Origin of the sequence: Lentzea miocenica (genome assembly GCF_033949945.1) — a bacterium.
In the GTDB taxonomy this organism is placed as follows: Bacteria; Actinomycetota; Actinomycetes; order Mycobacteriales; family Pseudonocardiaceae; genus Lentzea; species Lentzea miocenica.
Window position 1 is genome coordinate 1 of record NZ_JAXAVW010000049.1, and the last position, 14,869, is coordinate 14,869.

At 68.5% G+C, this 14,869-nt stretch carries 13 protein-coding genes; 10 read left to right on the forward strand and 3 right to left on the reverse strand.

The features are described 5' to 3' along the window. Positions 1–218 precede the first annotated feature (218 nt). On the reverse strand, positions 219–2,543 hold the full coding sequence (locus tag SK803_RS41740; protein WP_319971755.1) for a helix-turn-helix transcriptional regulator: 2,325 nt from the start codon (positions 2,541–2,543) through the stop codon (positions 219–221). Positions 2,544–2,545: 2 nt separating this feature from the next. Next, positions 2,546–3,757: an Hsp70 family protein gene (locus SK803_RS41745; protein ID WP_319971756.1), complete on the reverse strand. Its 1,212-nt coding sequence runs from the start codon at positions 3,755–3,757 to the stop codon at positions 2,546–2,548. Positions 3,758–3,977: 220 nt separating this feature from the next. Here SK803_RS41745 and SK803_RS41750 point away from each other — a divergent pair, with 220 nt between their 5' ends. From SK803_RS41750 to SK803_RS41770, 5 genes are all read left to right on the forward strand, one after another. Next, positions 3,978–4,883, forward strand: coding sequence for an IniB N-terminal domain-containing protein (locus SK803_RS41750; protein WP_319971757.1), 906 nt, complete (start codon positions 3,978–3,980; stop codon positions 4,881–4,883). A gap of 184 nt (positions 4,884–5,067) precedes the next feature. Beyond that, positions 5,068–6,867: a dynamin family protein gene (locus SK803_RS41755; RefSeq protein WP_319971816.1), complete on the forward strand. Its 1,800-nt coding sequence runs from the start codon at positions 5,068–5,070 to the stop codon at positions 6,865–6,867. Continuing rightward, positions 6,864–8,258, forward strand: a complete 1,395-nt coding sequence (locus tag SK803_RS41760; RefSeq protein ID WP_319971758.1) for a hypothetical protein — start codon at positions 6,864–6,866, stop codon at positions 8,256–8,258. The genes SK803_RS41755 and SK803_RS41760 overlap by 4 nt, the downstream gene beginning before the upstream one ends. A gap of 15 nt (positions 8,259–8,273) precedes the next feature. Further along, positions 8,274–9,551, forward strand: a complete 1,278-nt coding sequence (locus tag SK803_RS41765) for a PhzF family phenazine biosynthesis isomerase (RefSeq protein WP_319971759.1) — start codon at positions 8,274–8,276, stop codon at positions 9,549–9,551. A gap of 195 nt (positions 9,552–9,746) precedes the next feature. After that, positions 9,747–10,697 (forward strand): LysR family transcriptional regulator, encoded by a 951-nt coding sequence (locus SK803_RS41770; protein ID WP_319971760.1) that lies wholly within the window; start codon positions 9,747–9,749, stop codon positions 10,695–10,697. Here SK803_RS41770 and SK803_RS41775 read toward each other — a convergent pair. After that, entirely contained in the window at positions 10,690–11,451 is a 762-nt protein-coding gene (locus SK803_RS41775) for an SDR family oxidoreductase (protein ID WP_319971761.1), read from the reverse strand. The two genes, SK803_RS41770 and SK803_RS41775, sit on opposite strands and share 8 nt — an antisense overlap. 75 nt (positions 11,452–11,526) lie before the next feature. On the opposite strand from SK803_RS41775, the gene SK803_RS41780 reads away from it, so the two are divergent. The 5 genes from SK803_RS41780 to SK803_RS41800 all read left to right on the forward strand — a co-directional run bounded on the left by SK803_RS41780 (position 11,527) and on the right by SK803_RS41800 (position 14,650). Beyond that, positions 11,527–11,871: a winged helix-turn-helix transcriptional regulator gene (locus SK803_RS41780; RefSeq protein WP_319971762.1), complete on the forward strand. Its 345-nt coding sequence runs from the start codon at positions 11,527–11,529 to the stop codon at positions 11,869–11,871. Between the two features lie 268 nt (positions 11,872–12,139). After that, positions 12,140–13,084 (forward strand): gamma-glutamylcyclotransferase family protein, encoded by a 945-nt coding sequence (locus SK803_RS41785; RefSeq protein WP_319971763.1) that lies wholly within the window; start codon positions 12,140–12,142, stop codon positions 13,082–13,084. 65 nt (positions 13,085–13,149) lie between these two features. After that, positions 13,150–13,734, forward strand: a complete 585-nt coding sequence (locus tag SK803_RS41790) for a DUF4232 domain-containing protein (RefSeq protein ID WP_319971764.1) — start codon at positions 13,150–13,152, stop codon at positions 13,732–13,734. Continuing rightward, positions 13,735–14,211 carry an alpha/beta hydrolase gene (locus SK803_RS41795; protein ID WP_319971765.1) on the forward strand — a complete coding sequence of 159 codons (477 nt, stop codon included), beginning with the start codon at positions 13,735–13,737 and terminating at the stop codon, positions 14,209–14,211. A 13-nt stretch (positions 14,212–14,224) separates the two neighbouring features. Next, positions 14,225–14,650 carry a hypothetical protein gene (locus SK803_RS41800; protein WP_319971766.1) on the forward strand — a complete coding sequence of 142 codons (426 nt, stop codon included), beginning with the start codon at positions 14,225–14,227 and terminating at the stop codon, positions 14,648–14,650. Positions 14,651–14,869 lie beyond the last annotated feature (219 nt).

The following is a 14,869-nucleotide window of genomic DNA, read 5'->3' on the forward strand; positions in this document are numbered from 1 at the left end:
CCGTGGGTGGCTCGCTCTGGTACGGCTCGTGACGGGGCCCGCACGGACCGCACCACCCACGCAACGCAACTCCGCCCAACGCACCAGGCGTGCCATCAACCCACGCACGGCGGAGGACTCCCCAGATCAGATTGGCGGGGGTCTGGGGGCCGAGCCCCAGAGGGAAGCACTCAACAGGAACTCGCCGCCCGCAACCCAACCACCGGCAAAGCCCGCGCTCAAGCCCCCAAAATGTGCCGCAACTGCCCCAACAAATCCGACCGAGAAGTCGACCCCAACCTCTGCCGCATCCGAGCCATGTGGTGCTCAACCGTCTTGGCCGAGATGAACAACCGATCCCCGACCTGCTTGTAAGTCATCCCCTCCACCACCAGCTGAGCAACCTCCCTCTCCCGATCACTCAACTTCCCGGCATCCTCAACCACCGCAGGAACATCCCCGTCCCCACCCACGCCCCCACGCCGAGCAGAAACCGGCCTCCCCTGCAACAACCGAGCACAATCCAGCAGCCGAACCATCGCCTGCCGATCCGAAGTCCGAATGGCCGCCTGCCCAGCCAACCGCGACGCATCCCACCAAAGCCCCACCGCGTGCAAACTCCGGGCAGCCACCTCAACCCGATCCGCATCCACCTTGCCGGCGACCACATCCAGCCAGCACTCAGCAGCAGCAGAAACAATCGCGCAGTACCGAGACCGCTCCCGATTCACCGCCAACGCGGCCGCATGCTCCTCCGCACCAGCGGTGTTCTCATCAATGATCGCAGCGTGCAACAAACTCCACCGCAACTGCGTGGTCCACAACGGCGGATTCCCCAGCCCTCGCAACAAAGCAGCCGCCTGCGCCAGATGCGGAGCCAACCGCTCCTGATCCCTCAACCGAGCCGCCGCCGCAGCGAACTCCCCCAACGGCAACAAGCTGAACAGATCCACCGGGTGCCGCAGAACAGCCTCACAAGCCTGCTCCCACGTCCTCCGCAACGTGGCCAGGTCGGAGTTGCGCCGAGCAACCCCGACCTCCAGCGCCACCGCGAAGATCCAGTCCCGAGGCTCGAACGCCCCACGAACCGACATCAACGTCTCACGCGCGACAGCCAGATTCCCGCGCAACATCTGCAACCAGGCCTGCAACAACCGATGCCGCACCGACATCAGCACGCCGCCGGTCCCGGTCTCCACCGCCCGATCCAGCACCGACTCCGCCACGTTCGGCTCGCCGCAATGCACAGCCACCAAGGCGGCCAACGCAGCCGGACTGTCCGGCAACAGCACGGCCCCACCAGCAGGTTCCAGCATCGACGAAGCCCGGACCAAAGTGGACAGTGCGGCGGTCTCCGCCCCGACGACAGACTGCCGAACTCCCTGCAGCATCAACGACGCCGCTCCACCGAGCATCGTCGGCGGCTGCGGAGGCGTCTCCTCAAAGAGATGCCCAGTACCGATCAACCCCACCCCGGCGAACGCAGCCGCATAAGGCGTCGCAGCCCACCGGAACAGCTCAGTACTTCGAGCCAACTGCCCGCGGTGAGCCAACGCCACCGCCGCAACCTCGGCAGCCGTACGCCGATGCGGCGTGTCCGACGCCGAAATCACCTGGTCGGCGAGCCGCAGCGCACCATCCAGATCGCCGGCCATCGCCGAGGCGGTAGCCCACTGCGCGGCAATTTCAGGAGATGGCGAACCACCACCGGCAGAAGCCTTGAACAGCCGAGCGGCCAACCCAGGATCAGAAGACAGCGCCTCCCGAGCAGCGGCAGCGAACACCGCACCACCGATCCCGGTGTCCAGCAACGGCCGCACCAACTCGAGAACCGGACCCCCGCGGTCGAGCTGGAGCTGCGCCAACTTCTGCCGCACCGCGATCCGCCGCTCAGCACGGGTCAGCGCCCCCACCGCGCGATGCGCCAGCGGGAACAAGGTGCCGTCCTCGGCCAGCAACCCGGTGGCGCGAGCGGCCTCGATGATGTCGCTGACCTCGTCGAAGTCCTTGTCCAGCAACGCCGACAACAGATCCAGACGCTGAGCGGCGCCGGCCTCGGCAGCCAGCAGGAACTTCTGCAGATCCGGGTCCAACCAGTCGAGCTCGGCACGAAACGCACTCAGGGCATCAGCGGAAACCTCGGACGCAGCACCAAGACGCTCCACGAGACCAGGAACACCACCGGTCTGAGCGAAGACGAAATCCACAACAGGCTTGGACGCGTGCAGAAAGTCGCGAACCTGCTCACGCGAGAACGGCTCCAACGGCACAACCACCGCGCTACGAGCCACCTCGGCCAGCACCGCACGACGCGGCCACGGCCGGTAAGCCAGAACGAGCAGAGGCTCAGAAGCGAGCGCACGCAGGGAGGCGTCGTCCAGCAGGTGCGCGTCGTCGACCACGCGCACGGCGGAGTTGGTCACCTCCGATAGCAACGCTGTCTTGCCGTAACCACCAGGCGCCGCAACGACAACGCGCAGGCGGTCGCCCGGCGCGGCGTCGTTGATCCGGTCGAGGACATCTCGCACGGAGGAGTCCAGCACCAACCTGGCTCGCGTGGTCACGCTCAACGGCCGTCCTCATCGTCGAATCGGGAGTCTGATCGGGAACCGCGGCGTCCGGCCGGCTTCAGCGCGCTCGTCACGCGCTTCACCCGCCGCGGCGGGAGTTCCAGGGGCGAGACGTCCACCGGCGGGCGGGGCGGGGGCGCGGTGAACTCGTCGTCGTCGGGGCGGGCGATCTCGCCGACCGGGAACCGCAACGACGCTTCGCGGGTGTGCACCAGTACCGAGGTGTCGAACGGTTCCGGCTCGATCTCGGGTCCCAGCAGGACGAGCCGGGCGGCGACCGCCAGGCCCTTCGCGACCGAGTGCTCGGGGGCGGCCTCGGCCAGCACGCGGCAGTCGACGGAGGCCGACAGCGCGTCGCCGATCACGGACATCCGGCAGCCGCCACCGACGAGCAGCACCGCGTCGGGCTGCACGGTGCCCAGCGCACGAACAAAAGTGCTGACCAGGTGGTCCACGGACGGGCGGATCTCCTCGATGAACTCGTCGCGGCCGATCTCGACCCCGCTGATCACGACACCCGGACCGAACGACCGCTTCGCCACCTCGCACTCGGCGACCGACACGAACCCGTCCTTGCCGAGCCGGCCGCGGACCAGGCCCGCCAGCAGGTCGTCGAAGTCGGCGCCGGCGTGGTGGTCGATGCCCTCGACGTGGTTGACCAGGTCGAACGTCCGCGACTGTGATCGCCGCACGACCGATGCCGAAAACGCGTGACTGCCCAGCGAGAACACCGCCAGCGACGCGTCCGGCACGACACGGGAGCGCACGGCGTGGTTCTCTGCGGCCGCGAACGGCTCTGGGGCGAGCGTCACCTCGTGCACGCCGACCGCCCGCAACGCAGCGTGAAGCTGTCCCCGTCGATAGGGGCCCCACCCGGCTGGGTGGCTCACGGCCACGTGGCGGGGCTGTTCACCCTCTCGGGTGACCACCTCGTTGATCACCCACATGATCAGCAACGCGGTCAGTTCCTCGGCCGGGCACGTCTCCGGGCCCAGCGAGAACGGCACCACGTCACCGACCCTGCGGGCGAAACCGGAGGCCGACCAACCTTCGGTGTCGATCTCGCCGACCGAGAACGTTCCAGCCCCTGTGAGCTGCAACGATGACGGCACGACCAGGGCGATCTCCGCGTCCCTGGCACCGTCGAGACGGCACACCGCAGCAGTCGTCCGGGTGGTCCCGACATCGACTCCGAGTACGTACGCCAAGTCTCTTCCTCACCTGTTCGCAGCAGCGACCAGTACCTACACGGGTGAACAAGAGACGCTCAAGCGGTGCCCCTAATCCCCTAGGGGGTCAACGAGCGTCACCCCATTGGGGAACGGGGATTGACTGGGAGTGATCCCCGATGCTGGGGGTGGGCCCGCTCTCATAACTTTTGGCCACACCCCAATTGATACGTGGTTCAACCAGGAGAAGAGCTTTCAGATGATGCAGTCGCCCAGCACGCTCCACGACTTCGTGCTCAACCTGCTCAGCGACCCGTCCCTCAAGGCCGCGTTCGCCACCGATGCTCAGGGCACCCTGGAGCAGGCCGGGCTGGCCGACATCACCGCCGTTGACGTGCAGGAAGTCATTCCGCTGGTCATCGACCTCCTCCCGGAGACCCCCGCAGGCGTGCCGAGCCTCGAGGGCGTCTACCTGGACGGTGTCGCGGAGGACGTCCTCGCGGAGGGACCGCTCGGCGCCATCAGCCAGCTGCAGGCCGTCGCGTCTCAGCTGACCTCGTCGGGTCTGTCCCTCGACAACCTCACCACCTCGTCCGCCGGCCTGCTCGCCGTCGACGAGGACGGCCTGACCGTGTGGGCTGGCACGAACACCGCCGACACCTACGGCGCCGGCGCGGTCAAGCTCGACGGTGACTTCTCCGCCGTCAACGACGTGACCTCGGTCCTCGACCAGACCGCGTCCCCGGTCACCGGCTCCGTCCTCGACGTGACCGACACCGCGACCGCGACCGTCGACTCCTCGCTGGGCGGCGTCACCTCGGCCGTTCCCGGTGCCGACGGCATCCTCGGCCACCTGGGCGGCGTGACCGGCCTGACCCACGACGCGCTGGGCGTGCTCGGCGGCGGCGACGCCAGCCTGAACGTGCTCAACGTGACCGGCCTGGACAGCATCTCCGACGGCAACATCGGCGTGAAGACCGACGACACCCTCGGCCAGGTCCAGCACACCGCGTCCGGCGTGGTCGACACCGCCACCGGCCTCACGGGCTCCGTCACCGGCGTGGCCGGCGACACCGCCGGTGTCGGCAACGTGCTCGGCGGCGTCACCGGCGTCACCCACGACCTGCCGGTCGTCGGCGACCTCGACCTGGGCCTGCTCGGCTGACCATTTTCGAAATCGGACCGGCCCTGTCCCCCGGACAGGGCCGGTTCGGTGTCTCAGCAGGAAGAACCCGGCGCGGTGAGAAACGTCACCGCCTCCCCGAACAGCCCGGTCTCGTCCGAATGGAACCGGTCTTGCGTTCCAGGCTTTCACCCAAGGGGGTGAACACGGCACTATGAGTCAGGTGATGGCACCGCCCTGGCTCGACGTGCTCGACGAGACGATCGGGGCCTGCGTCACGCACCGGCGGCCTGATCTGGAGGCCCGGCTGCGCGAAAAGCGGGCTCAGCAACTGGACCCCAAGTTGCGCGTTCTCGTCGTCGGCGAGTCCAAACAAGGCAAGAGCCAGCTCGTCAACGCGTTGCTCAACGCCCCCGTATGTGCGGTGGGCGACGACATCACGACGACTGTGCCGACTTTCGTCCAGCACGCCGACACGCCGTCGGCCGCGCTGGTCCGCAACGCGTCCGCCCGCGGGTCGATCTTCCACACGCCGACCGAGCGCATCGCGGTCCCGATCGAGCAGGTGACGAAACAGGCCACCGCGCAGCACGTGGTGCGAGCCGAGATCGGCATCCCGCGGGCGTTGCTCGACAGCGGCCTGGTCCTGATCGACACCCCCGGCGTCGGCGACACCCGGTCCGCGCACACCGCCAGCACGTTCGCGACGCTGATGCAGGCCGACGCCGTGCTGCTGGTCTCCGACGCCACCGGCGAGCTGACCTCGGCCGAGATGACACTGCTCAAGAAGGTCATGGAGGCCTGCCCGAACGTCACCGTCGTCGTGACGAAGATCGACCTGGTGCCCGCCTGGCGCACCGTCGTGGAACGCAACCGGGCCCTGCTCGCCCGCGCCGGCGTGCGGGCCAAGCTCATCCCCGTTTCGTCAGCGCTGAGGCTGCGCGCCGCGAAGACCGGCGACCAGCGCCTCAACACCGAATCCGGCTTCCCCGAACTCCTGGCCTGCGTGCAACGCGACATCGTGGCGAGTGCCGATCTGCTGGCCCGCCGCGCCGTCGCCGTCGTCGCGTCGAGCGCGCTCACCCAGCTCGTCACGCCGTTGCGCGAAGAACTGACGGCCCACGACTCGTCCCGCACGGTCGCCACGATCTCGACGTTGCAAGAAGCCCAACGGCGCGTCGACGAGCTACGACGACGGTCCGCGCGCTGGCAGAACGTGCTCAACGACGAGATGGCCGACCTGATCTCCGACGTCGAGTACGACCTGCGTGACCGGACCCGCAAGATCCTGCGCGAGGTCGACAAGACCTACGACGAGGCCGACCCCGCGATCGGCTGGGACAAGTTCGAGCAGTGGCTGGAGGACAACCTCAACGAGGCCGCCACCACGAACTTCGCCTGGCTGATGGAACGCGCGGAGTGGGTGGCCGCGAAGGTCGCGAAGAACTTCCCGGTCTACCGCGAGGACCTGATCCCGGGCTCGGTGCTGCCGGACGACCTGCTGGAGCCGGCGAGCAAGCTGGAGAAGCCGAAGATCGAGCCGTTCTCGGTCCCGCAGAAGCTCTTCACCGGTCTGCGCGGCTCCTACGGCGGCGTGCTGATGTTCGGTCTGGTCACCTCGCTGGCCGGCATGCCGCTGATCAACGTGATCTCGCTCGGCGCCGGTGCGTTGTTCGGTGGCAAGTCGATCCTGGACGAGAGCGACCAACGGTTGAAGCGCCGCCAGGCCGCCGCGAAAGCCGCCGCGCAACGGCACGTGGACGACTTCTTCATGAAGTTCTCCAAGGACGTCCGCGACTCCGGCCGCCACATCCAGCGCTCGCTGCGCAACCACTTCAGCACGCTCGCGGAAGAGCTGCAGGAGACGTTGCTGGAGTCGGCCCGCAGCGCCAAGCGCGCGGTGCAGGACGACCAGACCGAACGCGAGCGTCGGATGCGCGAAGGCCGCAAGGAGCTGGACAAGCTCGTGACGCTGTACAAGCGGGTTCAGGCACTCGGGGGTCCCACGATGGAGCTCTCCGCGTGACTTTGGACCGCGTCGTCTGGTCGATGCTGCAGGAAGCACTGGCTGTCTACCGCGACAGCCCCCGTGCCACGGCCTGGCTGCGCACGCACGTCGAGCGCTACACAGAACCCGTCCGGATCGCGGTGGCGGGCCGGTCGCGCATCGGCAAGTCCACGCTGGTCAGCGCCCTGATCGGGGACGAGTTCGCACCGTTGAGCTCGTTCGTCTGGTACCGCGGCGGGACCGAACCGCGAGCGCACGTCTTCTCCGGACCCGGCCGCCCGCACGAGGTCACCATCGGCAGGCGCGGCAGCAGGCACCACGTCGAGATCGGCCAGTTCGACCGTGCCGACCGGGTCGTCGTCGAGTGGCCCGCACGGACGTTGCGGGACATCGTGCTGATCGACACACCGGCCGACGCCACGCCAGAACAGGTCCTGGGTGACGCGGACGCGTTGCTGTACCTGATGCGACACGTGCAGGACGACGACCTGAAGTTCTTGCAGGCGGCCAACGACCACCCGATCGCCCGGACCGCCGCGGTGCACACCGTCGCGGTGCTCGCCCGCGCCGACGAGATCGGGGCCGGGCGGATCGACGCGCTGTCGTCCGCCAAGCAGATCGCCCGCCGCTACCGCCGCGATGTGGCCGTACAACCGTTGTGCCAGAACGTGGTCTCGGTCGCCGGGCTGCTGGCCGTGGCCGCGAGGACGTTGCGGGAGGACGAGTTCGCGGCGCTGCGAGTGCTCTCGTCGCTGGGCCGCGAGGAGCTGGAGGACCACCTGCTGTCGGCGGACCGGTTCGTCGGCGAGCAGTTCCCGCTGGCGATGGAACCCGCTGTGCGGCAGGCGTTGCTGGAGCGGTTCGGGATCTTCGGCGTCCGGCTGATCACCGCGCTGATCCGGCAGGGCTTCGACTCCCAGGTGAAGCTGACCGGCCAGCTCGTGCAGCGCAGCGGGCTCGGCGAGCTGCGCGACTCGATCGCGATCCACTTCACCGAGCGGCGCGAGATCCTCAAGGCGCGCTCGGCGTTGCTGGCGCTGGACGTGCTGTTCCGGATGGAGCCGCGGCAGAACGCCCGCAAGCTGATGGCCGACCTCGAACGGGTCGTCGCCTCCGCGCACGACTTCCGCGAGCTGCGGCTCGTGGCCGCACTGCAGTCCGGACGCACGAAACTGCCGGCCGAACTGCAGGCCGAGGCGCTGCGGCTGGTCGGCGCCGAGGGCACAGCTCCGTTGGCGCGCCTGGGTTTCGACTACGAGGCCGACCCGCGCGACCAGCGGGAGGCGTTGCTCGACGCGCTGGTGCGCTGGCAGGCGCAGGCAGCTGACGTGCACGCGCCGAACGAGCATCGCAAGGCCGCGCAGATCGTCGTCCGCACCTGCGAAGGGCTTCTCCCGCAGTTCTCCTGAGGCACGATGAGTGCCATGGAACTCGTGCGTTGGAGCGACGAGCACTTCGAGCACATGCTGCGCTGGGCCACCGACCCGAGGATGACCACGTACGTCGGCGACGGGCAGCCCTGGACGCCGGAGTACGCGGAAGAACGGCACGAGCAGGCACTGCGGCACTGGGACGAGCACGGCTTCGGGCTGCACGCCGTCGTCGAGGACGGCACGGTCGTCGGCATCGCGCAGCTGGTCACCCGCGGTCCCGGCGAGATCGAGATCGGCTACTGGGTCGACCCCGCCCACTGGGGCCGCGGCGTGGCCACCCGGATCGCCCGGCGGCTCAAGGAGCGGGCACTGGCGATCGAGGACCGGATGATCGCCGGTCACGACGCGGCGAACATCGCGTCCGGACGGGTGCTCCAGAAGATCGGGATGATCCGCTACCGCAGCGTCCGGTGGTCCGAAAGACTTCAGCACGGCTACGTGTTGCACCGGGGTATGAGCGACACGGGGCTACTGCGCTACAGCGCGTTCACGAACGACCCGGCCGGCGGCAACCCGGCGGGGGTCGTGCTCGACGCGACGGGTCTGTCGGACGACGAGATGCTCGGCATCGCCGCCGAGGTGGGCTACTCCGAGACCGCGTTCGTGCTGCCGCGCCCCGGCACGCGCGAGTTCGACGTCCGGTACTTCAGCCCCAAGGCCGAGGTGCCGTTCTGCGGCCACGCCACCATCGCCACGTCGGTCGCGCTGGCCGAACGGATCGGCGACGGGCCGCTGACGTTCCACACGCCGGCCGGTGAGATCACCATCGAGACCGCCGACGGCACCGCGTCGTTGACGAGCGTGCCGACCAGCACGTCGCCGGCGGATCCCGAGCTGGTCCGACAGGCCATGAAAGCGCTGGGGTACGAGGAGATCGGCGACGGGCCCGTGCACGTCGGCTTCGGTGGAGCGCGCCACCTGCTGATCCCGCTGAAGGACCGCGAGCAGCTCGCGAACCTCGACTACGACTTCGACGCGTTGCGCGACCTGATGCTCGCGCACGACCTCACGACCGTGCACCTGTTCTGGCGCGAATCCGCGGACCTCGTGCACGCCCGCGACCCGTTCCCGGTCGGTGGCGTGGTCGAGGACGCGGCGACGGGCGCTGCCGCGGCTGCGTTCGGTGGCTACCTGCGTGACCTCGAAGGGCCACAACGGTTCGTCATCAGTCAGGGTGAGGACATGGGCAGACCGTCCCGGCTCGAAGTCGACGCCACGCGCGAGGACCGGCGAGTCACCGTGACCGGAGCCGCGGTCATCATCCCCTGATCGGGGCCGCCATGGGTTCGACGCCGCTGCCGCGGTGCGCAGGGTGCGCGACAGCAGCGTCGAACCGAGGGGTGCGCACCCTCCCGCGCCGGACCCGTGAGCGCTGCCGCAAGCGCCGGGCCGGATGATCGATCGAAGTCACTATGCCCCGATCGAAGGGTGGCGGCGCATTCAGAAGGGGGATACAAGGTCTTTATGCCCGAGCTGGAGCTCCGTCACCTTCGCGCGGTTCGCACCATCGCCGAAGAAGGCAGCGTCACCAGGGCCGCGACGCGGCTCGGACTCACCCAACCCGCTTTGTCCGCGCAGCTGCGCACGGTCGAGAGACTCGTCGGCGGCCAGCTGTTCGACCGAACGCGCAACGGTTGCGTCCCAACGGACCTGGGCCGTCGAGTGCTGGGCACGGCGAGACTCGTGCTCGACGAGATGGCTCAGCTGATGAGCACCACGAAGGAGACGGACCGGCGTGGTCCGCTGTTCTTCGGCTGCATCCCGATCCTGTACTTCGCCAACCTCGTGGACGGCCTGAAGTCGCTCAACGACGACGTGCGCGCCGAAGTGCGGCCGTCGTCGGCGGAGATCGTGGACATGCTGGAGGCCGGCCAGGTCCACGTGGCCCTGTTCGAGTTCTTCGACGGCATGCACGCGCGTGACCTGGCGGGCATCGAGCTGCGCAAGCTGGTGACCGAACCGGCGTTCGTCGCGCTGCCGGAGACGGACCCGCTGGCCGAGCAGGACGAGATCGACCTCGCCCAGCTCTCCGACCGCGACTGGGTGACACCGCCCAAGCAGCACATCGGCAGCCGCACGCAGATGTTCCAGGCCTGCGCGGACGCCGGGTTCGTACCCCGGCTGACGCACCACACGGGCGAGGCGAGCATGGCCCGCGGCCTGGTGGCGGGCGGCTGCGTGTCGTTCGCCGCGGCACCCTCCCGCACCGGCGAGGGCATCGTGATCAGGCGCTTGCGCGGGATGCCGCTGATGACCGACATCTTCGTGGCCACCCGGCGTGACTCACCGGTGGCGGGGCGGGCGCACGAGGTGTTCGCGTGCGCCGCCGACGCCTACCGGTCGGTGCTGGACCGCAACCCGGAGTACCGCAGGTGGTGGGACGCGCACCCGGAGGCGCATCCCGAGTTCACCTAGAGGTGATGGGGCGGGTGGGCCGGCCGATCAGCTTTTCCAGGTCCGGGCGGACCTCGGCGAGCACGCCGTCGCGGATGGCCACGAAGAAGTCGACCACGAACGGAGGCAGGCCCGCCGCGATCAGGTCGTCGTCGCTGACGTCGCGGAACCTGTCACCCGCGACCTCGGGGAACGACCAGCTGGTCGAGCCGGTCAGCTCGTAGACGGCGTTCTCGTGGCCGTCCGTGGTGAGCGTGACGGCGGCGGCCAGCGCGTAGTCGTCCCGCGGGGCGCTCGCGACGCGGCCGTCCTTGGTGGACGTGGCGACCACGTCCTGGGCCAGCGAGTCCAGGTAGTTCTCGTGGTACATGCCGTTGCGCAGGAACGTGAACGTGAGGCCGGTGGCGCGGATGGCGTCCTCGGCGGCCTTGTGCACCTCCGCGACGCTCAACGTGGACGTGTCGGCGTCGGTGACGCTGGTGTAGAAGACGTGGCCGACGCCGTGCTCCTTCGCCTTGGCGATGGCGTTGGCGTGCTGCTGGATGCGGACGGCCGAGTCGTGCGCGCCCGAGGACACGATGAGCAGCTTGTCGACGCCGCGGAAGTCGAGGGTCTCGGGCTGGTCGAAGTCGCCCTGCCGGACCTCGACGCCTTCGAGCGTGACCTTCTTCGGGTCCCGCACGGACACGATGACCTGCTCGTCCGTGCGGTCGAGGACGTAGCGGGCGACGGCGTTGCCGAGCTGGCCGGTTGCTCCGGTGATGAGGATCGTCATAGCCACGAAGCTACGGTTAGCGCTAACCTGTGGAAAGTACCCACTTTGAGGTGGGGTACTTACGTGGAGGTGAGCATGCAGGTCACGACATGTCCGGAGCGGGCGATCATGGAGCACGTCACAAGCCGGTGGGGCGTGCTGGTGCTGCAGGCCCTGTCCGACGGCAGCACGCGGCGGTTCAGCGACCTGCGCCGCGAGCTGGAGATCGTCAGCGAGAAGATGCTCACCCAGACGCTGCGCACGCTGGAGCGCGACGGGTTCGTGCACCGCGAGGTGAAGCCGGTCATCCCGCCGCACGTCGAGTACACGCTGACGCCGCTCGGCAAGGGCGCGGCGAACCACCTCGTGGCGCTCGCGCACTGGATCGAAGCGAACCAGCCGGAGGTCTCCCAGGCGCAGCAACGCTATGACGCCTCCTGAGCGCCGCCGGAGTGTCGACAGATAGACATCGGGTCAGTCACTCGAATGCTCAGTGAAAGATCTCACCCATACCCTAGAAACCCGAGACATACATCGGATGGGTCACGATCAGGGGGCGCGATCTGGCCCCTGGAACTGGCACAATGGACCAATGGCCCAACCGTTCACCGACGAAAGCCATCCGGCGGAGCCCTATCCGGGCACTCGTCCAGACCACTGTTTCGTCCACGTGGACGAAACAGGCTGGCCAGTGCGACCGGACCTCAGCATGGAGTCGGGATGGCGAGTTGAGCCCGAGAACATCGATCTAGACCAATGGCTCGCGAACCACGGCGAACCCCCGTTGGCCGCTCGAATGCCGGTGCTCGGCTACGGCTCGAACGCCAATCCCAGCAAGGTCACCTGGCTCCGCGAAGAGCTCGGACTCGAAGGCCCCGCCGTCGTGCTGCGCGCACGCTGTGAGGGCTTTTCTGCTGTCTGGGCCGCGGGCATGCGCGCCCGTGACGGCCAGCGTCCCGCGACCCTGGCCGCCGAACCCGGCCACGTCGAGGAGCACTCCGTCTGGTTCGCCACGCCCGAACAGCTGCGCGTGCTGGACCGCTGCGAGGGCCGCGGACTGCGCTACCGCCTCGTACGCCTGCACACGGGCCGTGTGGTGCTCTACAACGGCGGCGTCATCGACAGCGTGCTGGCCTACACCGCAGGCTCCAAGAAGCGGATGCCCGTGCTCTTCAACGGCCGTATGGTCCGTTGCGAGGACGTCTCGCAGCGACGCGCCCTCACGCTCGGCGAGAGGGCCGCCATGACGGACGGACTGGACGTGACCGAGGTGCTCGGCGAACCGTCCGCGGACGACTGGCCAGAGCTGCTGTTCGTCTACGGCACGCTCCAGCCGGGCGCAAGCGCTTGGCAGCTGATGGAACCGCACGTCGTGGAGTCGGAGGAGACCCACCTGCCCGGCACGTTGTTCGACACGGGCCAGGGCTACCCCGCACTGCGCCCCGGCGCCGGACTCGGCGTGCCCGGCTTCGTGCTGCGGCTGAAGTCGCCGGAGCAGGCGCTGCCGCTGCTCGACGAGTACGAGGGCGAGGACTACCGCCGCGTGCGCGTAGTGCTGCCGGACGGCCGGATCGCCTGGACCTACATCTGGACCGCGGCCGTGAAGGGCATGTCCGAGCTGCCCGACGGATGGGACGTCCACCAGATACGGTGAATTTCCGGCACGTTGTGTGGGCGAGTTGGTATTTGGGCACATCCTCACTGGTAGGAGGTGCACCCATGACTCGACGGTTGATCGCTTGCGGACTGCTGGTGCTTGCTGGCGTGGCGGCCTGCGGCGACAGAACCTCGGACAGCGGCGGTCAGACGCTGCCGACCGCTCCGTCCACCCCGTCGTCGACGCCCACTTCCGCGCCCGCCGGCAACTCGGGGGCGGCCGTTCCTGCCGTGAAGCGCTGCGACTCGTCCGTGTTGAAGGGACAGGTCGACCCGACCGACGCCGGCGCGGGCAACCGGTACGGCAAGTTCGTCGTGACGAACTCCGGCACCATGCCGTGCACGTTGAACGGCTACAGCGGTTTCCAGCTGGAGAACGCTTCCGGTGCGGTGCCGACGAAGTTGGAGCGCAAGGCCGATCCCGCGCCTGCGGCCATGACGCTCGCACCGGGTGGCAAGGCGTCGGCGAACCTGCACTGGGGCGTCGTGCCGGCGGGCAGTGAACCCGTCGAGGGGCCGTGTCAGCCCGAACCGTCGAAGGCCGCGGCCATCCCGCCGGACGAGACGGTGCCGCTGACCGTGCCGTGGACGCTCGGACCTGTGTGTTCCGGTGGCCGGATCGAGATCAGCGCCTTCTACGCTTCGTAGATGCACGCACCTGGATGGCTCGCCGTGCTGCCGCACGGCGAGCGCATCGCCGTCTCGCTGCGCACCGCCGGCGTTCCGGTCGTGGTGACCGAGGACATCGAATCTGCGGTGAAGGACGCCGAGCTGCCGGTCGTCCTGATTGGACACTTCACCGGTGCGCCCGCCGCGGTTCGTCATGCCCAAACGCATTCCGGGCTCGCCGCGCTGGTTCTGGTGTCGCCGGTGCTCGGCATCTGGGACGGCGCGTCCAACGAGCTGGCCGACCTCATGGACGAGGTCAACTTCGGACCGGAGCTCGGTGTGTTGCCGACGTTGTGGCTGCACGGGTCGGACGACGAGATCGTGCCGATCTCGGACACGCGGGCGGGGACCGACCGGATTCGCGGGTCCGCGTTCGAGGAGTACATCGCGGACGGGTTGCTGACCGACGCGGAGGCCGTCACTCGGGTGCTGGAGTTCGTTCGCCGGGTCGTCTGACACCATTTCGGACGTGGATGACCTCGTGCTGCTCATCACCGTCGTGGTCGAGGCGGCGGACGAGCAACAGGCGCGTGCCGCGTGCGGCACGCTCACCAGCGGCCCCGGTGCGCAGGTCCTGGACGCCCGTGACTGCTCCGACGAGGAGCCCGGCTGCTGGGCCGTCGTCATCACGCTCCCGAGCCCGGAGAAGGCCACTCACAACGTCGCGGCGGCCCTCGCACGAGCGGTGCGCACGTTCGTCCGCGGACTGGGCGACGGGATCCTGGTGCCGCGAGTGGCGTGCGAGCCCCCTACCGCGTGGACCGTGCTCGACGAGCCCGACGTCATCTGCGCACTGGTTCCGGGCGCCGAGCGAGTTCTGGTGGAGGCGTGGGCTGGAGATGACCCGTTCGGTGCAGGCACTTTGCGTGACAACTCACCCGTGAGGCCGTCTTGATTCACCCGGCCGGTCGGTAGGTCTGCACAACAGGCTGTAGGGGACTTTGTGAGTGTCACTACACGCTGAGTCAAGGGGCCAGCGCCGCGCCTAACTGATCATTAAAGCAAGGCCCGTTCGAGTGGATTCAGGCATCCACCCGGTTAGCCGATCTTCGCTCTCAACTGTGAAAATCACGCCACAATCTCTACTGAGGGTGGTTGTACGACCACTCTGTTC

Bases quoted from the DNA above. Each gene is read 5' to 3' on its own strand.
- SK803_RS41750 (WP_319971757.1), top strand. From the start codon at position 3,978: ATGATGCAGTCGCCCAGCACGCTCCACGACTTCGTGCTCAACCTGCTC.
- SK803_RS41755 (WP_319971816.1), top strand. From the start codon at position 5,068: ATGGCACCGCCCTGGCTCGACGTGCTCGACGAGACGATCGGGGCCTGC.
- SK803_RS41765 (WP_319971759.1), top strand. From the start codon at position 8,274: ATGGAACTCGTGCGTTGGAGCGACGAGCACTTCGAGCACATGCTGCGC.
- SK803_RS41770 (WP_319971760.1), top strand. From the start codon at position 9,747: ATGCCCGAGCTGGAGCTCCGTCACCTTCGCGCGGTTCGCACCATCGCC.
- SK803_RS41775 (WP_319971761.1), bottom strand. From the start codon at position 11,451: ATGACGATCCTCATCACCGGAGCAACCGGCCAGCTCGGCAACGCCGTC.
- SK803_RS41780 (WP_319971762.1), top strand. From the start codon at position 11,527: ATGCAGGTCACGACATGTCCGGAGCGGGCGATCATGGAGCACGTCACA.
- SK803_RS41785 (WP_319971763.1), top strand. From the start codon at position 12,140: ATGGAGTCGGGATGGCGAGTTGAGCCCGAGAACATCGATCTAGACCAA.
- SK803_RS41790 (WP_319971764.1), top strand. From the start codon at position 13,150: ATGACTCGACGGTTGATCGCTTGCGGACTGCTGGTGCTTGCTGGCGTG.
- SK803_RS41795 (WP_319971765.1), top strand. From the start codon at position 13,735: ATGCACGCACCTGGATGGCTCGCCGTGCTGCCGCACGGCGAGCGCATC.